Source organism: Providencia sp. TYF-12 (assembly GCF_041344805.1).
Classification (GTDB): domain Bacteria; phylum Pseudomonadota; class Gammaproteobacteria; order Enterobacterales; family Enterobacteriaceae; genus Providencia; species Providencia huashanensis.
This window is the reverse complement of record NZ_CP166833.1, coordinates 3,482,240-3,501,796: the sequence shown is the minus strand read 5'-3', so window position 1 is coordinate 3,501,796 and position 19,557 is coordinate 3,482,240. Positions and strand designations below refer to the sequence as shown.

Genomic DNA, 19,557 nt, shown 5'->3' with positions numbered 1-19,557 from the left:
GCGGAGAAATAAACTATGAAACTACAATTTTCGATTTATCGTTATAATCCAGATGTGGACAACGCCCCACGCATGCAAGATTACACCCTCGAAGTGCCAGAAGGGCGTGACATGATGCTGTTGGATGCGTTGATCCAAATTAAAGAACAGGATCCAACACTGTCATTCCGTCGTTCTTGTCGTGAAGGTGTCTGTGGTTCTGATGGTGTCAATATGAACGGTAAAAACGGGCTGGCGTGTATCACACCATTGTCCGCTTTAATCCGTGGTGGGAAAAAAATTGTTATCCGTCCGTTACCAGGTTTGCCTGTTGTGCGCGACCTGATTATCGACATGACTCAGTTTTATACCCAATACGAGAAAATCCGCCCATATCTTATTAATGATAATAAGAACCCACCTGCTCGTGAGAATTTACAAACTCCTGCACAACGTGAAAAACTTGATGGTTTATACGAGTGTATCTTATGTGCTTGTTGTTCGACTTCTTGCCCATCTTTCTGGTGGAATCCAGATAAGTTTATTGGGCCTGCGGGCTTGCTGGCAGCATACCGCTTCCTGATCGATAGCCGCGATACTGAAACGGATTCAAGATTAGATGATCTGAACGACGCTTTTAGTGTTTTCCGCTGTCATAGCATCATGAATTGTGTCAATGTATGCCCTAAAGGGCTAAATCCAACAAAAGCTATCGGTCATATTAAATCTATGTTGCTAAAACATACTGCCTGATAGTGAATATTTAACCCGTAGTGCTTAAGTGCTACGGGTTAAAATGGGAATAGCACAAAATAAATACATAACTTAAAAATAGGGCGTAAAGTAAAGTAGGGTTTTTAATTTAAATAGCGCTTAAGGTCACAAAAGCGCGAAAACGAAATACCCACAACGAGCATCAGAAAGTAACATTGTCATATATAAAATGTAGCACTTAATAAAACGTTGTCATAACAAAAGCGCAAAAAAGTGAAAGCAAAGAAAGTAACAGTAAAAAGTAGAAAAAATAGCCAACTGCAAAAAAAGATGAAGACGACAGCCCAAGCATAGGGGCCTTTAAAAACCGTAGCCAGTTTTTAAAGGTTCCTTAAAAGGGAAACCCTTACTGATAAAGGGCCTCCCAAAGAGAGAACATGCATAAAGCACGTCCAAGAGAACCTTTATCGAGGCCGCTTAAATGCGGTAATTAGTTAACCACGGCGAAAACTAAAGCTTTTAAAGCTTAAGGGATCACAATGCAGAACGGCGTAATGAAGGACTGGCTGGATTCAAGCTTTCTGGCAGGCGCGAACCAGACATATATAGAACAGCTTTATGAAGATTATCTGACTGACCCTAACTCTGTAGATGCCGAGTGGAAAGCCATTTTTGAGCAACTTCCTGGTGCTACTTTAGGTACTAGTGGTGAACAATTCCACTCCCAAGCGCGCGATTACTTCCGCCGCTTAGCAAAAGACTCTACGCGTTATCACACTTCTGTTAGCGATCCAGCTATCGATGCAAAACAAGTCAAAGTTTTGCAGTTAATAAATGCATTCCGCTTCCGCGGGCACCAGAATGCGAATCTTGACCCGTTAGGGCTTTGGAAACGCGAATCTGTTCCAGATTTAGACCCAGCATTCCATAATCTGACGAAAGAAGATTTCGACGAAACCTTTAACGTGGGTTCATTTGCTATTGGCAAAGAAACCATGAAACTCAGTGAGCTATATGAGCACTTGAAACGCATTTATTGCGGTTCGATTGGTGCTGAATATATGCATATCACAAATACTGAAGAAAAACGTTGGATTCAACAACGTCTTGAGTCAGTTGATGTTGCAAAAGTTTTCTCTAAAGAAGAAAAATTACGTTTCTTAGCGGAACTCACCGCCGCTGAAGGCCTTGAGCGCTATATCGGGGCTAAATTCCCAGGGGCTAAACGTTTCTCATTGGAAGGCGGTGATGCCCTGATCCCAATGCTGAAAGATTTAATTCACCACGCAGGCAAACAGGATACTCGTGAAGTTGTTCTGGGGATGGCTCACCGTGGTCGTTTAAACGTTCTTGTGAATATCCTAGGTAAAAAACCTGGTGAATTATTCGATGAATTCGCGGGTAAACATAAAGACCATTCAAGTGCGGGTGACGTTAAATATCACCAAGGTTTCTCGTCTGACTTTGAAACCGCCGGTTCTCGTGTTCACTTAGCATTAGCATTTAACCCATCTCACCTTGAAATTGTTAGCCCTGTGGTAATTGGTTCAGTGCGTGCTCGTCGTGATCGCTTGGACGAAGGTCGCAGCAACATGGTGTTACCAATCACTATTCATGGTGACTCCGCAGTTACCGGTCAGGGTGTTGTTCAAGAAACACTGAACATGTCTCAGGCTCGTGGTTATGAAGTTGGCGGTACTGTACGTATCGTTATTAACAACCAAATTGGTTTTACTACTTCAAATCCGAAAGATACCCGTTCAACTGAATACTGTACTGATATCGTGAAAATGGTGCAGGCGCCTATTTTCCACGTGAATGCTGATGATCCTGAAGCCGTTTCATTTGTGACTCGCTTAGCGCTAGATTTCCGTAATACATTTAAACGTGATGTGATGATCGATTTAGTGTGTTATCGCCGTCATGGTCATAACGAAGCGGATGAGCCAAGTGCAACTCAGCCTGTGATGTATCAAAAAATCAAACAGCATCCAACACCACGTAAAATTTATGCGGACCGTTTAATTGCAGAGAACGTGTTGAGTGCTAATGATGTGACTGAAATGGTCAATCTGTACCGTGATGCCTTAGATGCAGGTAATTGTGTGGTTGAAGAGTACCGTGAAATGGGACTCAATTCTTATACATGGGCTCCGTATTTGAACCATGAATGGGATGAATCATACAAATCGACCGTTGATATCAAACGTTTAACTGAATTGGCAACTAAAGTTAGCACTATTCCTGAAGGTGTTGTTGCTCAGTCTCGTGTTGAGAAAATTTATGCAGATCGCGCTGAAATGGCGAAAGGCGAAAAATTACTCGACTGGGGTGCGGCTGAAACTTTAGCTTATGCAACATTGGTTGATGAAGGTGTTCCTGTTCGTTTGTCAGGTGAAGATGCGGGTCGTGGTACATTCTTCCACCGCCATGCGGTTATTCATAACCAAACTAACGGTTCTGTCTATGTTCCATTACAAAATATTCATAACGGTCAAGGCGTATTCAACGTTTGGGACTCTGTCCTAACAGAAAACGCAGTATTGGCATTTGAATATGGTTATGCGACGACTGAACCACGTGCTCTGACGATTTGGGAAGCGCAATTTGGTGACTTCGCAAACTGTGCTCAGGTTGTTATCGACCAATTCATTAGCTCTGGTGAGCAAAAATGGGGTCGTATGTGTGGCCTTGTAATGTTACTGCCACATGGATATGAAGGTCAGGGGCCAGAACACTCATCTGCACGTTTAGAGCGTTATCTCCAACTGTGTGCTGATCAAAACATGCAAGTATGTGTTCCATCAACACCAGCTCAGGTTTACCACATGTTACGTCGTCAGGCCTTACGTGGCATGCGTCGTCCTCTGATTGTGATGTCACCGAAGTCTCTGCTCCGTCACCCATTAGCAGTATCTAGTATGGATGAACTGGCGAATGGCAAATTCGAACCAGTTATCGGTGAAATCGATGAAATCAATCCGAAAAATGTGAAACGCGTCGTTCTGTGTTCAGGGAAAGTCTATTACGATCTGTTAGAACAACGTCGTAAGAATGAACAAACTGACGTTGCTATCGTGCGTATTGAGCAGTTGTATCCGTTCCCACACGATGATATCCAAAAAGCGTTGGCGCAATTTACTGATGTTAAAGACTTTGTATGGTGTCAAGAAGAGCCATTAAACCAAGGTGCTTGGTATTGCAGTCAACATAATTTCCGTGAAGCTATCCCAGCAGGGGCTACTTTACGTTATGCAGGTCGAGCTGCTTCTTCATCACCAGCAGTTGGCTATACGTCCGTTCACCAGGAACAACAAAAAGCCCTGGTTAATGACGCTTTGAACATTGAATAATTAAAGGATAGAAAATGAGTAGCGTAGAAATTCTTGTTCCCGATCTTCCTGAGTCCGTTGCAGATGCCACGGTTGCCACATGGCATAAAAAACCAGGTGATAGTGTTCAGCGTGACGAAGTCCTGGTTGAGATCGAAACAGATAAAGTGGTGTTAGAAGTGCCTGCAAGTGAAGCAGGTGTGTTAGAAGCTATCGTTGAAGAAGAAGGCGCGACGGTATTATCTAAACAACTGTTAGGTCGTATTCGTTTAGGTGATAGCTCAGGTATTCCTGCTGAAGTTAAAGATGCACAGGAAGCAACGCCAGCACAACGCCAAACTGCAAGCCTAGAGACTGAAAGTAATGACGCTCTGAGCCCAGCTATTCGTCGCTTGATTGCAGAACATAGCCTGAACCCAGCTGACATTAAAGGGACGGGTGTTGGTGGTCGTTTGACTCGTGAAGATGTTGAAAAACATTTAGCAGCAAATAAATCAGCAGCTCCAGCAGCAACAGCACCTGCTGCACCACAAGCGCCGTTAGCACACCGTAGCGAGAAACGTGTACCAATGACACGTTTACGTAAACGTATCGCAGAGCGCCTGTTAGAAGCGAAAAACACCACTGCAATGTTGACAACATTTAATGAAGTTAACATGCAACCAATTAAAGACTTACGGAAACAATATGGCGAAGCATTCGAAAAACGCCACGGTGTACGTTTAGGCTTTATGTCCTTCTATGTTAAAGCTGCGGTAGAAGCACTGAAACGCTATCCAGAAGTTAACGCTTCTATTGATGGCAGCGATGTGGTTTACCACAACTATTTTGATATCAGCATTGCCGTCTCTACGCCTCGTGGTCTGGTAACTCCAGTTCTACGTGATGTTGATGCAATGAGCATGGCAGATATCGAGAAAAAAATTAAAGAACTGGCTGTTAAAGGTCGCGATGGTAAATTAACTGTTGAAGACTTAAGTGGTGGTAACTTCACTATCACTAACGGTGGCGTATTTGGTTCTCTGATGTCTACACCTATCATTAACCCACCACAGAGCGCAATTTTAGGCATGCATGCCATTAAAGACCGCCCTATGGCTGTAAATGGTAAGGTAGAGATTCTTCCGATGATGTATTTAGCGCTGTCTTATGACCACCGTTTAATCGATGGTAGTGAGTCAGTGGGCTTCTTAGTCGCTATCAAAGATATGCTGGAAGATCCAACTCGTTTACTGCTGGACGTATAGCAACATAACAGGGTAGGAACAACCTGCCCGGTCTGAAGTAACCGATGCAACCCGCTTGCGGGTTGCTAAATCAGTAACAATTGCAGGAGGCGAATAAACGCCTCTTCAGACTCAATTATGGATAGAACATCATGAATTTACACGAGTACCAGGCAAAACAGTTGTTTGCACGTTATGGGATGCCTGCACCAACAGGTTATGCCTGTTCATCAGTCGCTGAAACCGTAGACGCTGCTAAAAAAATTGGCAATGGCCCATGGGTAATTAAATGCCAAGTACATGCAGGCGGACGTGGTAAAGCAGGTGGCGTTAAAGTCACTAGCGATATTAACGAAGTTAAAGCATTTGCAGAAAACTGGTTAGGTAAAAACTTAGTGACTTATCAAACAGACGCTAACGGCCAACCAGTAAACCAGATTCTTGTTGAAACAGCGACTGACATTGATAAAGAGTTGTATTTAGGTGCGGTTGTTGACCGTAGCACTCGTCGTGTTGTTTTCATGGCATCGACTGAAGGTGGTGTGGAAATTGAAAAAGTTGCTGAAGAAACGCCTGAATTAATTCATAAAGCAATTATCGACCCACTGACTGGCCCAATGCCTTTCCAAGGCCGTGAATTGGCATTTAAATTAGGCTTAACAGGTAAACAAGTTAGCCAATTTGCTAAAATTTTTATGGGTCTAGCAACTTTATTCCTTGAGCGTGACTTAGCTTTAGCAGAAATTAACCCTCTGGTTATCAGTACTGCGGGTGATTTAGTTTGCTTAGATGGCAAATTAGGCATCGACAGTAATGCGCTATATCGTCAGCCAGAAATCCGTGAACTACGTGATGAATCTCAAGAAGATGCGCGCGAAGCTCAAGCAGCGCAGTGGGAACTCAACTATGTTGCATTAGATGGTAACATTGGTTGTATGGTTAACGGTGCAGGCTTAGCAATGGGAACTATGGACATTGTTAAACTTCACGGTGGCGCACCTGCAAACTTCTTAGATGTTGGTGGCGGCGCAACTAAAGAGCGTGTAACTGAAGCATTTAAAATCATTCTTTCTGATGAAAACGTGAAAGCCGTTTTTGTTAACATCTTTGGTGGTATCGTTCGTTGCGACCTGATTGCAGACGGCATCATTGGTGCAGTTGAAGAAGTTGGCGTAAATGTACCAGTAGTTGTGCGTTTAGAAGGTAACAATGCTGAATTAGGTGCTAAGAAACTGGCAGACAGCGGCTTGAACATTATCGCTGCTAACAGCTTGACTGACGCAGCTAAAAAAGCAGTAGCAGCAGCGGAGGCTAAATAATGTCTATTTTAATCGATAAAAACACCAAAGTGATTTGCCAAGGTTTTACTGGTGGTCAAGGTACATTCCATTCAGAACAAGCGATTGCTTATGGTACAAAAATGGTCGGTGGTGTTACACCAGGCAAAGGTGGTACAACACACTTAGGTCTGCCGGTGTTCAATACAGTTCGCGAAGCGGTTGAAGCGACAGGTGCAACTGCGTCTGTTATCTATGTGCCAGCGCCATTTTGTAAAGACTCTATCTTAGAAGCTATCGATGCAGGCATTAAACTGATTATCACCATCACTGAAGGTATTCCAACTCTGGACATGCTGACTGTGAAAGTGAAGCTGGATGAAGCTGGCGTTCGCATGATCGGCCCTAACTGCCCAGGCGTTATCACTCCAGGTGAATGTAAGATTGGTATCCAACCTGGTCACATTCATATGCCAGGTAAAGTCGGTATCGTTTCACGTTCAGGTACGCTGACTTATGAAGCGGTAAAACAAACTACTGATGCAGGTTTAGGCCAATCAACTTGTGTTGGTATCGGTGGTGACCCAATCCCAGGTTCAAACTTTATTGATATCCTGAAAATGTTCCAAGCTGACCCACAAACTGAAGCGATTGTCATGATCGGTGAAATTGGTGGTAACGCGGAAGAAGAAGCTGCGGCTTATATTAAAGAGCATGTAACTAAACCAGTAGTTGGTTATATCGCTGGTGTAACGGCACCGAAAGGTAAACGTATGGGCCATGCTGGTGCAATCATTGCTGGCGGTAAAGGTACTGCGGATGAGAAATTTGCTGCATTAGAAGCTGCGGGCGTGAAAACCGTTCGTAGCCTTGCAGACATCGGCGATGCCGTGAAATCATTACTGAATAAGTAAATGATCCGCTAGGTAACTAGCAGCCGTAAGAGACGAAAGCCCGTGCTTATTTGAGTACGGGTTTTTTTATGGCTTTAAAAGCCGTTAGTGTAATTTCTGGAGAGAGGATAAGGATTTCTGGCAAAGAGTGTCTATACTTAAAAATATTAAAAGATACGAGTACAGGTACGGCTATCTGTGAAAATGCTCCATAGCTTTGGTGGGCTACAAAGCCCATTTTAAGCAAAAAACGAGAAAGTTGTGTCAGGTCAATTTTATAATTATTGGGGAAAGTTAATTAACCGAATATATGATTTTAGTTGAGATAAGTTCGTATATTAATAAAATTCATAATAGCTTTGAAATAAGATACTATTAGAAATTAAATATTCTTTTTTAGACTTCTTAATAAAAAGATTATATTTTTTTGTTAATCTTTAGAAAAAATAAGAACATTTATATCAATACCAATAACAGTACATTAACAAGTGAATAACTATTAATTGACTGGTATGCAAATCAATTAACAATAGGAAAAAAATTGACGTAAATCAATTTATTACCTCTAGCTTTATTTGTCGAAATTGCTTAAATTGGTGCACGATCAAATACTCTATTTTCTATTAAAGGGTATAATTATTGATGTAAATTCAGAATTCAAATCTGAGTCACGTAAAAGAAGTTTATTGTATGTGAAGATAGGCGTACTATTATTATAGTATTGTTCTTTCTTTTGGTTTTGTTAATTATTTGTTGTTTTGAGGCATTTTTTGCTGGTAGTTAAGAGGCTTTCTTCGAAATTTAATCTGGAAGCTGGGTTGCCGCAAGTCGGTGTCTTCCTGCTAGGAGCAAGGAGTCAAGATGTTTGATATTGTCGAACTGTCACGATTACAGTTTGCCTTAACTGCAATGTATCACTTCCTGTTCGTGCCATTAACGCTCGGTATGGCGTTTTTGCTTGCGATCATGGAAACGGTATATGTGCTGTCTGGCAAGCAAATTTATAAAGATATGACTAAGTTCTGGGGTAAGTTATTTGGTATTAACTTCGCCCTAGGTGTTGCAACGGGTCTGACCATGGAATTCCAATTCGGGACTAACTGGTCTTACTATGCTCATTACGTTGGAGATATCTTCGGTGCGCCTCTGGCAATCGAAGGTTTGATGGCGTTCTTCTTAGAATCTACTTTTGTTGGTTTATTCTTCTTTGGTTGGGATCGTTTAAGCAAAACTCAACACCTTGCTGTAACATGGTTAGTTGCTTTAGGTTCTAACTTCTCTGCTTTGTGGATTTTAGTGGCGAATGGTTGGATGCAAAACCCGATCGCAGCTGACTTCAACTTTGAAACAATGCGTATGGAAATGGTTAGCTTCTCTGAGCTAGTCTTAAACCCAGTTGCGCAAGTTAAGTTTGTCCACACAGTGGCTGCAGGTTATTGTACTGGTGCAATGTTTATCTTAGGTATCAGCTCTTACTACCTACTTAAAGGTCGTGATGTTGCTTTTGCTAAGCGTTCTTTTGCAATTGCTGCTAGTTTTGGTATTGCTGCGGTTCTATCTGTTATCGTTCTTGGTGATGAATCAGGTTACGAAATGGGTGACGTTCAGAAAACTAAACTCGCTGCGGTTGAAGCTGAGTGGGAAACCCATGCGCCTCCAGCTGCATTTAACTTAATCGCTTGGCCAGATACTGAGAAGCAAGAAAACAAGTTTGCTATCTCAATTCCTTGGGCGATGGGTATCATTGCAACTCGTTCTGTTGATACGCCAGTATTAGGTCTGAAAGATCTAATGAAACAACACGAAGTTCGTATCCGTAACGGTATGGTTGCATATGGTCAATTACAAGAACTGTTAGCTGGAAATAAAGATCCTGAATTGCGTGCTGCATTTGAAGCTAGCAAAAAAGATCTCGGTTATGGTCTTCTGTTAAAACAATACGCACCAAATGTTGTTGATGCGACAGAAGCGCAAATTCAAAAAGCAGTAAAAGACAGTATTCCTAACGTAGGGCCTCTGTTCTGGGCATTCCGTATCATGGTTGGTGTTGGCTTCCTGTTGTTATTAATTATTGGCTGGGCATTCCTGTCAGTAGTCCGTAACAAAATTGGTCAAAGCAAACTGCTGTTACGTATTGCACTGTTTGGTATTCCACTACCATGGATTGCAATTGAATCAGGTTGGTTCGTTGCAGAGTATGGTCGTCAGCCTTGGGCAATTGGTGAAGTATTACCGGTGTCGGTTGCTCATTCTAATTTAACGACCCATGACCTGATCTTCTCTATGGTATTGATCTGTGGTCTGTACACACTGTTCTTAATTGCTGAAATGTTCTTAATGTTCAAATTCGCTCGTAAAGGGCCTAGTAGCCTGAAAACTGGTCGCTACCACTTTGAACAGAAAAACACTTCTGCACACGACGTTCAGTAAATAGGAGCCACTTATGTTTGATTATGAAGTTCTTCGGTTTGTGTGGTGGATCCTTATCGGTGTATTACTGATTGGGTTTGCTGTCACGGATGGCTTTGACATGGGCGTTGGCTTCTTATTACCTATTTTAGGTAAAACAGATACCGAACGCCGTATCATGATTAATGCCGTTGCACCGCACTGGGATGGTAACCAAGTTTGGTTAATCACTGCGGGTGGTGCGATGTTTGCTGCATGGCCACAAGTCTATGCGGCATCATTCTCCGGTTTCTATATCGCGATGATTTTAGTGTTAGCTGCTTTGTTCTTCCGTCCGGTGGGTTTCGACTACCGTTCAAAACTGGAGAACCCAAAATGGCGTAACATGTGGGACTGGGGTCTGTTCATCGGTGGTTTCGTTCCACCATTAGTTATCGGTGTTGCATTTGGTAACCTATTATTAGGTGTCCCACTGCAAATTGATAACCAACAGTACTTAACCTATACAGGTAACCTGTTTGGTCTGCTGAACCCATATGGTCTGTTAGCGGGTGTGGTTGGTTTAATGATGATTGTTACCCAAGGTGCAACTTATCTGCAAATGCGTACCACTGGCGAGCTGTACCTACGTGTACGTAAAGCAACCTATATCTGTGCGTTAGTCACACTGTTAGCGTTTGCGGGTGCTGGTGTTTGGTTAGTAATGGGTATCGATGGCTATGTTATCACTTCAGCGATTGATCACCATGCGGTATCAAACCCACTGAATAAAACCGTAGAGGTTGTTTCAGGGGCTTGGTTGACTAACTTCAATACTTACCCAATCCTGTGGGCTCTGCCTGCACTGGGTTTAGCGCTGCCACTACTGACTATGCTGTTCAGTAAAGCAGACAAAAATGGTTGGGCGTTTGTGAGTTCTTCATTAACTATCGCTTGTATCATTTTAACTTGTGGTGTAGCAATGTTCCCATTCATCATGCCTTCAAGCATTATGCCAAATGCAAGCTTGACCATGTGGGATGCAACATCTAGCTTGTTCACACTGCAAGTCATGACAGTTGTCGCGGCTATCTTTGTTCCAATCGTACTGGCATACACCGCATGGTGTTACTACAAAATGTTTGGTCGTCTGGACAAAAACTTCATCGAAGGCAACAAGCATTCACTGTATTAAGGAGCATAACTATGTGGTATTTCGCCTGGATTCTCGGCACGCTGTTAGCTTGTAGTTTTGCAGTGATTGCAGCACTAGCATTAGAGCACTCTGAAGACTCTAAAGCAGCTAAAGATGGTGAGTAAATAAAATGCTGGTGGATAAAACCTATCAGCTATTGGATAAGGGGCCGTTAAGGGCCCTTATCCTTATTTTAGCTTTAGTTACAGCTGGTGCAGTGATGTGGGACCCATCTCTATTTGCTGCAAAAACCAGTTCATTCCAAATTTGGCAAGGGCTGTTATTAATTTGGGCAACTTGCAGTGCGATGATTTTTGGTGTTGGTTTCAAACCCCAAAAAGTCATTTGGCGTGCGATTTTCCATCCATTACCTGCTGCCATCATTCTTATTTGGGGACTTTTACAAGTCTTTAGATAATTCTAATTGCTAATTGTGGGTCAATGGACCCATAATTATTTTTGATATCTTTACTTTCAAAGTGATTCCAAACTGGCACTGTCTTGCGTATAGTGGCACCGTTAGTTAATTTAACCTAAGACGGAGTGGTTGTTATGTTATTTCGCTGGCCAGTTCGCGTGTACTATGAAGATACAGACGCGGGCGGTGTAGTTTATCATGCACGTTATTTAGCATTTTTTGAGCGAGCAAGAACCGAAATGTTGCGAAATAAAGGAATCAACCAACAAAGTATGCTTGCTGATAACCTTGGTTTTGTTGTGCGTAGCATGACAATTGATTTTGTAAAAGGGGCAAAGCTAGATGATCTGTTGGAGGTTGAGACGCAAATTGTTGAAATGAAACGTGCCTCATTAACTTTTCATCAAAGGTTAGTTGATTCACAAGGTAACCTGCTTTGTGGGGCTAATGCCCTAATTGCTTGTGTGGACACATCAAAAATGAAGCCGATTGCGCTTCCTAAGTCTATTGTCGCGGAGTTTAAACAGTGACTGACATGAATATCCTGGATTTATTCCTTAAAGCGAGCCTTTTGGTTCAGCTCATTATGTTCGTTTTGATCGGTTTTTCTATTGCATCATGGGCCATTATTATTCAAAGAACGAAAATTTTAAATGCTGCAACCCGTGAGGCGGAGGCATTTGAGGATAAGTTTTGGTCAGGTATTGAGCTATCGCGCTTATATAAAGAAAGCCAAGCTCGCCGTGATGAATTGAGCGGAGCTGAACAAATTTTCCACTCCGGTTTTAAAGAGTTCGTTCGTTTACATCAGGCAAATATTCACGCACCAGATGCGGTGGTTACTGGTGCATCACGCGCGATGCGTATATCAATGAATCGTGAATTAGAGTCAGTAGAAGCACATATCCCATTTTTAGGTACTGTTGGTTCGATTAGCCCATACATTGGTTTATTCGGGACAGTATGGGGAATTATGCATGCGTTTATTGCTTTGGGTGCGGTAAAACAAGCAACATTACAGATGGTTGCTCCGGGGATCGCCGAAGCACTTATCGCAACCGCGATAGGTTTGTTTGCAGCGATTCCTGCGGTTATGGCTTTCAACCGCTTGAACTTACGAGTCAATAAGTTAGAGCAAACTTACGATAACTTTATGGAAGAGTTTTTAGCCATCTTGCATCGTCAAGCATTCTCTGCTGATAAGAAATAAGTTGAGGAGATAAGCGAATGGCGCGCACTAGTCGCAGACGTGAGCTGAAATCCGAAATCAACATCGTTCCACTGCTGGACGTTTTGTTGGTGCTGTTACTGATATTTATGGCAACGGCACCCATTATTTCCCAGAGTGTGGAAGTTGAATTACCGGATGCAACAGATACACAAACCGTATCATCAAGTGACAACCCACCTATAATTTTAGAGGTGTCGGGTGTTGGGCAGTATAATATGCGGCTCGATGGTGAGGTATTAGAATTGCTTCCACCAGAACAGATTGCTGCTGAAGCGAAATCACAATTAGAGAAAAACCCAAAAGCGATTTTCTTAATTGGTGGTGCAAAAGAGGTGCCTTATGAAGAAGTTATTAAGGCTCTGAATATTTTGCACAGTGCAGGGATAAAATCTGTCGGCTTGATGACTCAGCCTATCTAGGCTGGGTTGTTGTGGTTTGAATAAGTCACAATTCTTTTTTTGGATACCAGAGTGGGAAAGTCAAAAGAGAAAAAAGATAACCTAAACCGTTCATTAGTGATGTCTGTTGTATTGCACATCATATTGATTGGCTTGATTGTTATAGGCTCTTTAGTTTCCGTCGTCAAACTTGGTGGTGGCGGGGAAGAAGGGACTGTCATCGATGCGGTGATGGTCGACCCTGGCGTGGTTGTTGAGCAATATGAACAAATGCAAAAACAACAAAACATGGTCAGACAAGCAGCTAAAGAGCGTAAAGAGCAAGAACAAAAACAAGAGGCTGAGCTAAGAGAGCAGCAAGAAAAGGAACAAAAACGCCTGCAACAGCTTGAACAAGAGCGTATCAAAACTGAACGAGATACCGCTAAGCAACAAAAACAAGCTGAAGAGCAACAGAAAAAAGCATTAGAAGCCGCTAAAAAAGCCAAGGAAGAGCAAAAAATAGCGGAAGAAGCTGCCGCGAAAGCGAAAGCTGAAAAGGAAAAATTAGTTAAAGAGCAGGCAGCTGAAAAGGCGAAAGCTGAAGCTCAAGCTAAAAAAGAAGCCGAAGCGGCTAAAGCTAAAGCAGAGAAAGAAGCTCAAGAAAAAGCAGAAAAAGAAGCCAAAGAAAAGGCTGATAAAGAAGCTAAAATAAAAGCAGACAAGGAAGCTAAGGCTAAAGCGGATAAAGAAGCGAAAGAGAAAGCAGATAAAGAAGCGAAAGCTAAAGCAGCGAAAGCGAAAGCAGAGGCGGCAAAAAATGCGGCTTCTGTAGATGATTTACTCGGCGATTTAACTGCTTCTGGGCCAAGTAAACAGGGCGGCCAAGCTTCTGCTGGAACTGGTGGCGGTAAAAAATCAGGGGCCTCAAACGCAGATGTTGATAACTATGCAGGTAAGGTAAAAGCGGCAATCCAAAGTAAGTTCTATGATTCAGATACTTATCGTGGGCGGACTTGCGAATTGCAATTGGTGCTCGCACGGGATGGCGCTTTGATGGGGATTAAACCTAAAAATAACCCGACAAACGACGCTGCGTTATGTGATGCGGCAATTCGAGCTGCGAAGTTAGCTTCGATGCCAAGACCCGATTCAGATAAAATTTTTGAAAGGGTTAAGAGGGAAGGTATCGTCGTCGATTTTAAACCTTGATTTAAGTAAGTCAGAGCTATCTGTATTGAAAAATCTATCGCATTAGAATAAATAGTTTGTGTGGTATCTAGTTTTGTTATTATACCTTTGTTAAAATTCAGCGAATTATTGCGGTGGTAAACAATCCGTAGTAAGGGAGACAAGAATGAAGCAGGCTTTTAAAGTAGTTTTAGGGTTCCTAATGCTATGGGCGACAGTGGCTCAGGCTGAAATACGTATTGAGATCACTGAAGGTGTTAATTCAGCTCAACCGATTGGTGTCGTACCCTTTAAATGGACAGGTGCTGGAGCACCCCCACAGGAAGTAGGCCAAATCGTAGGTTCTGATTTACGTAATAGCGGGAAATTTAACCCTATTGAACCAAGTCGTATGCCTCAGCAACCCGGTACAGCCTCTGAAGTAACTCCAGAAGCATGGACTGCATTGGGTATTAATGCAGTGGTTGTAGGGCAAGTGCAGCCAGCCGCAGATGGTAGCTTTGTTGTCAGCTATCAACTGGTTGATGTTGCAGCTAACCCAGGTGCTGTTTTATCTCAGAACCAATATAAAGTCACTAAAGAATGGTTACGTTATGCAGCTCATACTGCAAGTGACGAAGTCTTTGAAAAACTAACCGGTATTCGTGGTGCATTCCGCACGCGTATTGCTTATATTGTGGTTAACAAAGGCGGTCAGTATCCATATGAATTACGAGTTTCTGACTACGATGGGTTTAACCAGTTTACAGTTCATCGTTCACCAGAACCTTTAATGTCGCCAGCATGGTCACCAGATGGCGAAAAACTCGCGTATGTCACTTTTGAAAGCGGTAGTTCAGCGCTTGTTATTCAAACTCTTTCTACAGGAGCAGTCCGTCAGGTTGCATCATTCCCACGTCACAATGGGGCACCTGCATTCTCTCCTGATGGGACAAAACTGGCATTCGCACTGTCTAAAACAGGCAGCTTGAATTTATATGTTATGGACTTAGCGAGTGGGCAAATTCGTCAAGTAACAGATGGTCGTAGCAACAATACTGAACCAAGCTGGATGCCGGATAGCCAAACTTTAGTCTATACTTCAGATCAGGCGGGACGTCCGCAGATTTATAAAATGAATATTAATGGTGGCAGCCCTGAACGTGTTTCTTGGGAAGGAACACAAAATCAGGACGCTGATGTTAGTCCGGATGGTACTTTCTTAGTGATGGTCAGCTCCGGCGGCGGTCAGCAACATGTCGCCAAACAAGATCTGGCAACGAACAACGTTGAATTTTTAACGAAAACGTTCCTAGATGAAACGCCGAGTATCGCACCTAACGGCACTATGGTAATTTATAGCTCCTCTCAAGGCTTGGGGACTATATTGCAGCTAGTTTCGACCGACGGGCGTTTCAAAGCGCGTCTTCCGGCTACCGATGGACAGGTAAAATTCCCTGCCTGGTCGCCGTATCTGTGATGCATAATAATAATGTGTGGCAAAAAAATATTAAGGATCAAAACGATGCAACTGAATAAAGTGCTTAAAGGGCTGATGATCGCATTACCAATCATGGCAGTCGCAGCTTGTAGCTCTAACAAAAACAATGACCAAGATGGCGTAGATACTTCTACTAACCAAACTAACACTGGTCTGTCTGCGGAAGAGCTGGCACGTCAGCAAATGGAACAGCTGCAACAAAACAACACTGTTTACTTTGGTTTCGATAAATACAACGTATCTCCAGAGTATGCGGAAATGTTAGATGCGCATGCAGCATTCCTACGTAGCAACCCATCTGTACGTGTTGTTGTTGAAGGTCATGCGGATGAGCGCGGTACTCCAGAATATAATATCGCGCTGGGCGAGCGTCGTGCTAATGCAGTTAAAATGTATCTGCAAAGCAAAGGTGTTTCTGGTGACCAAGTTTCACTGGTTTCTTACGGTAAAGAAAAACCAGCTGTGTTAGGTCACACTGAAGCAGACTACGCGAAAAACCGTCGTGCAGTCATTGCATACTAATAGATAAGAGAAATTATCTATTATGAACAGTAACTTCAGACATCTAATTGTAGGTCTGTCGTTATTGGTTGGCGTAGCGGCCCCTTGGGCCGCTATTGCCCAAGCGCCAATCAACAATGTCGGATCTGGTTCAACAACAGACCGTCTTACCCAACTTGAGACTGCGGTTAATTCTCAAGGCCAAATTATGTATCAAATCCAGCAACAGCTTGCCGATAACCAACGCGACATAGATATGTTACGTGGTCAGATTCAAGAAAGTGAATATAAATTGAATCAAGTTATTGAGCGTCAAAAAGATTTGTATATGCAATTAAATGGCTCGGGTGACGGCAATTCTGCCAATACAGGTGAAACACCTGACACTAGTGCATCAAATGCATCTTCTTCAACTACACCTGCTGCATCAGCTAATACAGGTGGAAATGAGAAAGATGATTATAATGCGGCAGTTAAGCTTGCAATGGAAAGCAAATCAAAAGCCCAAATTGATGGGGCTATTAATGCGCTTCAAGGGTTTATCAAAACCTACCCTAAGTCTGGGTATCAATCTAACGCCAACTATTGGTTGGGGCAGTTAAACTACAACAAAGGCAGCAAAGATGACGCGGCTTTTTACTTTGCAACTGTAGTTAAGCAATATCCTAAATCTCAGAAAAGCAGTGAAGCTTTATATAAAGTTGGGCTGATCATGCAAGACAAAGGGCAAAAGGATAAAGCAAAGGCTGTTTACCAACAGGTGTTAAAGCAATATCCAAACAGTGCAGGCTCAAAATTAGCAGAAAAAAAGTTGAGTACACTTTAATTACTAACCCCGAAGCAATATTGCCGAATATTTCGGGGTTATCAGTATGATAAGTGCGCATTCAATCTATTTTAGTAAAAAAAACATTGCACCATCGTCAGAAATCAGTAATATAAGCCGCCGTTGATACGAGAATACGGTTAGCCGAAAACCTCGAGATACCAAAAAGAAATATAGTTTTAGATGGGTCGTTAGCTCAGTCGGTAGATGATTGAGTTTTATTAAGATGGTTGCAGGTTCAACCCGAAGGGTAAGAAGCTGTGATTAGTTAGAAAAGTTATATAGATGGGTCGTTAGCTCAGTCGGTAGAGCAGTTGACTTTTAATCAATTGGTCGCAGGTTCGAATCCTGCACGACCCACCATCTAAAAGAAACAAACAATTCAAGCAATTCAGATGGGTCGTTAGCTCAGTCGGTAGAGCAGTTGACTTTTAATCAATTGGTCGCAGGTTCGAATCCTGCACGACCCACCATCTTAACAGCAGTTCAAGCCAATTCACCGCCCCGTAAATACTCAGTCGGCAATCCATACCTCGGCAAGCTGGTTGCAGGTTCAGGCCGCAGGCTAAATTCGCAGAATTTAAATCCTGCACGACCCACCATCTTAACAGCAGTTCAAGCCAATTCACTACTTCGTAAATACTCAGTCGGCAATCCATACCTCGGCAAGCTGGTTGCAGGTTCAGGCCGCAGGCTAAATTCGCAGAATTTAAATCCTGCACGACTCACCATCTCAACAGCAGTTCAAGCCAATTCACTACCCCGTAAATACTCAGTCGCCAATCCATACCTCGGCAAGCTGGTTGCAGGTTCAGGCCGCAGGCTAAATTCGCAGGTTCGAATCCTGCACGACCCACCATCTTAACAGCAGTTCAAGCCAATTCACCGCCCCGTAAATACTCAGTCGGCAATCCATACCTCGGCAAGCTGGTTGCAGGTTCAGGCCGTAGGCTAAATTCGCAGAATTTAAATCCTGCACGACCCACCATCTCAACAGCAGTTCAAGCCAATTCACTACTTCGTAAATACTCAGTCGGCAATCCATACCTCGGCAAGCTGGTTGCAGGTTCAGGCCGCAGGCTAAATTCGCAGAATTTAAATCCTGCACGACCCACCATCTTAACAGCAGTTCAAGCCAATTCACTACCCCGTAAATACTCAGTCGCCAATCCATACCTCGGCAAGCTGGTTGCAGGTTCAGGCCGCAGGCTAAATTCGTAGAATTTAAATCCTGCACGACCCACCATCTCAACAGCAGTTCAAGCCAATTCACTACCCCGTAAATACTCAGTCGCCAATCCATACCTCGGCAAGCGCGCAATGGTTCTAAGCATACCTTTAAAAAGTGCATGAATTAGTTAGTGACTTAAATATGACTGAGATAAACTGAAAAGTGACAAGATAAAAAAATAGCCCCTGGTGTTGGGGCTCAAAAGGGATGGTTTATTTAACTGAGGGTAACTCTTGTATACAGTTATACCGTTAAATGAGTCATCTTTTGAAAGTCAAAATAAAAGAACTCATTGTTTTGTAAAGATAGCCATTAAATCGCCTTTTTTTGCTGTACTCTACGCTAATTAATTATAATCCTTCAGGTAGCAAGCCATTATCTTGTAAAAAGCCAATGACTAACATTTGCATTTTTTTTGCTAAATTATGCGCAGGAGAAAAGCCCTGTAACTTGGCAAGGTCGATACTCACCTCATCAAAACAACGCATTAAACATTGCAATGACAAGGCAGCTTTTTCTGAGGTACTGCAATTAAAAATGATTTCTAGTGCCTGTATGTACTTTTGTGGCATCCATTCATGGTACTTACGGCCATTATACCAAACATGCTTACCTTGTATGGTTACAAGGTGCTCAAGTAGCGTTAAGAAATAGTGCTTCATATCGGCACTTCTTGACCATGCCACCCATAATTCTTCACGGGTTAGTGCTATGGCGACTTGATGGGCTTCGTGCCAAAAGTCTGTGACAGTTTGTGAAAACTCAGTCTCTGTTAACGGTGTTGGTGCTAAAGATAGCAAATTGGCATCTTTTGGTAGCCCTTCAGTGATCCCAGTTTTATCTAACAAAACAATAAACCCGCGAGAGAATGTCGCATCTAACCCCTCACGTTTCATTTTATATAAGCGTTCAGGCTCAGCAAATGTGAAATCAACTTTGCGACCTTCCTCGTATATAACTAAACATGTCGGCCAATCTGGTGCGTCCTCTTCTTGATTGAGTAAATGTAGAACTGCTAAAGAGGAGCCAAAATGGTCAACCCAATGTTTTTGGTTAAATATTTCTGTCACACCGTGACCGATTAACTCAATGTCAATGTCGGAGTAATTATCAACATCTTGTTCTCTTCCTCGTGAGCCTGTGAGTACCACAGCTTCGATTCTTGGGTCGAGTAATGAAATGGATATAATTTTATTTATAATAGATACAGGTAATTCCATAACTGGCCTAATTAAATTTGATAAGAATGGCTACGATACCGATAAAATGAGTGAAAAGCTAAAGGACAAACGTAAAAA

Annotated in this window: 17 protein-coding genes and 2 tRNA genes; 18 read left to right on the top strand and 1 reads right to left on the bottom strand. The window is 42.7% G+C overall.

The genetic code is table 11. From position 1 onward, the window contains the following. Nucleotides 1-15: 15 nt before the first annotated feature. The 18 genes from ABE954_RS16175 to ABE954_RS16090 all read left to right on the top strand — a co-directional run bounded on the left by ABE954_RS16175 (nt 16) and on the right by ABE954_RS16090 (nt 17,501). Nucleotides 16-732, top strand: a complete 717-nt coding sequence (locus tag ABE954_RS16175; protein WP_042848294.1) for a succinate dehydrogenase iron-sulfur subunit — start codon at nt 16-18, stop codon at nt 730-732. A 500-nt stretch (nt 733-1,232) separates the two neighbouring features. Then, complete coding sequence (sucA, locus tag ABE954_RS16170; protein ID WP_042848293.1) at nt 1,233-4,046, top strand: 2-oxoglutarate dehydrogenase E1 component; 2,814 nt, start codon at nt 1,233-1,235, stop codon at nt 4,044-4,046. Between the two features lie 14 nt (nt 4,047-4,060). Further along, the gene (gene odhB, locus ABE954_RS16165) at nt 4,061-5,272 is read left to right on the top strand and encodes a 2-oxoglutarate dehydrogenase complex dihydrolipoyllysine-residue succinyltransferase (RefSeq protein WP_042848291.1); all 1,212 of its coding nucleotides are present in this window, start codon (nt 4,061-4,063) and stop codon (nt 5,270-5,272) included. A gap of 131 nt (nt 5,273-5,403) precedes the next feature. Next, nucleotides 5,404-6,570: an ADP-forming succinate--CoA ligase subunit beta gene (gene sucC, locus ABE954_RS16160; protein WP_042848289.1), complete on the top strand. Its 1,167-nt coding sequence runs from the start codon at nt 5,404-5,406 to the stop codon at nt 6,568-6,570. Continuing rightward, the gene (gene sucD / locus ABE954_RS16155) at nt 6,570-7,442 is read left to right on the top strand and encodes a succinate--CoA ligase subunit alpha (protein ID WP_042848287.1); all 873 of its coding nucleotides are present in this window, start codon (nt 6,570-6,572) and stop codon (nt 7,440-7,442) included. Before sucC ends, sucD begins: the two co-directional genes overlap by 1 nt. 840 nt (nt 7,443-8,282) lie before the next feature. Then, nucleotides 8,283-9,851, top strand: coding sequence for a cytochrome ubiquinol oxidase subunit I (cydA, locus tag ABE954_RS16150; protein WP_042848286.1), 1,569 nt, complete (start codon nt 8,283-8,285; stop codon nt 9,849-9,851). Between the two features lie 13 nt (nt 9,852-9,864). Next, nucleotides 9,865-11,004, top strand: coding sequence for a cytochrome d ubiquinol oxidase subunit II (gene cydB, locus ABE954_RS16145; protein WP_042848285.1), 1,140 nt, complete (start codon nt 9,865-9,867; stop codon nt 11,002-11,004). Nucleotides 11,005-11,015: 11 nt separating this feature from the next. Further along, nucleotides 11,016-11,129, top strand: a complete 114-nt coding sequence (cydX, locus tag ABE954_RS16140) for a cytochrome bd-I oxidase subunit CydX (protein ID WP_004909083.1) — start codon at nt 11,016-11,018, stop codon at nt 11,127-11,129. A 5-nt stretch (nt 11,130-11,134) separates the two neighbouring features. Then, on the top strand, nt 11,135-11,422 hold the full coding sequence (gene ybgE, locus ABE954_RS16135) for a cyd operon protein YbgE (protein WP_042848283.1): 288 nt from the start codon (nt 11,135-11,137) through the stop codon (nt 11,420-11,422). Nucleotides 11,423-11,556: 134 nt separating this feature from the next. Beyond that, nucleotides 11,557-11,952, top strand: a complete 396-nt coding sequence (gene ybgC / locus ABE954_RS16130; RefSeq protein ID WP_042848281.1) for a tol-pal system-associated acyl-CoA thioesterase — start codon at nt 11,557-11,559, stop codon at nt 11,950-11,952. After that, nucleotides 11,949-12,632 carry a Tol-Pal system protein TolQ gene (tolQ, locus tag ABE954_RS16125; RefSeq protein WP_042848280.1) on the top strand — a complete coding sequence of 228 codons (684 nt, stop codon included), beginning with the start codon at nt 11,949-11,951 and terminating at the stop codon, nt 12,630-12,632. The genes ybgC and tolQ overlap by 4 nt, the downstream gene beginning before the upstream one ends. Before the next feature lie 17 nt (nt 12,633-12,649). Then, nucleotides 12,650-13,072 carry a colicin uptake protein TolR gene (gene tolR / locus ABE954_RS16120; RefSeq protein ID WP_004256786.1) on the top strand — a complete coding sequence of 141 codons (423 nt, stop codon included), beginning with the start codon at nt 12,650-12,652 and terminating at the stop codon, nt 13,070-13,072. Nucleotides 13,073-13,123: 51 nt separating this feature from the next. Then, nucleotides 13,124-14,242, top strand: a complete 1,119-nt coding sequence (gene tolA / locus ABE954_RS16115) for a cell envelope integrity protein TolA (RefSeq protein ID WP_042848278.1) — start codon at nt 13,124-13,126, stop codon at nt 14,240-14,242. Between the two features lie 145 nt (nt 14,243-14,387). Beyond that, nucleotides 14,388-15,680 carry a Tol-Pal system beta propeller repeat protein TolB gene (tolB, locus tag ABE954_RS16110; protein ID WP_042848275.1) on the top strand — a complete coding sequence of 431 codons (1,293 nt, stop codon included), beginning with the start codon at nt 14,388-14,390 and terminating at the stop codon, nt 15,678-15,680. 45 nt (nt 15,681-15,725) lie between these two features. Next, nucleotides 15,726-16,223 (top strand): peptidoglycan-associated lipoprotein Pal, encoded by a 498-nt coding sequence (gene pal, locus ABE954_RS16105; protein ID WP_004909091.1) that lies wholly within the window; start codon nt 15,726-15,728, stop codon nt 16,221-16,223. Nucleotides 16,224-16,245: 22 nt separating this feature from the next. Next, nucleotides 16,246-17,028, top strand: a complete 783-nt coding sequence (cpoB, locus tag ABE954_RS16100) for a cell division protein CpoB (protein WP_042848272.1) — start codon at nt 16,246-16,248, stop codon at nt 17,026-17,028. A gap of 287 nt (nt 17,029-17,315) precedes the next feature. Continuing rightward, nucleotides 17,316-17,391: transfer RNA gene (locus ABE954_RS16095), tRNA-Lys, on the top strand. 34 nt (nt 17,392-17,425) lie between these two features. Next, nucleotides 17,426-17,501, top strand: a tRNA-Lys gene (locus ABE954_RS16090). A 1,108-nt stretch (nt 17,502-18,609) separates the two neighbouring features. Here ABE954_RS16090 and ABE954_RS16085 read toward each other — a convergent pair. Next, nucleotides 18,610-19,479, bottom strand: coding sequence for an aminoglycoside 6-adenylyltransferase (locus ABE954_RS16085; RefSeq protein ID WP_129466779.1), 870 nt, complete (start codon nt 19,477-19,479; stop codon nt 18,610-18,612). Nucleotides 19,480-19,557 lie beyond the last annotated feature (78 nt).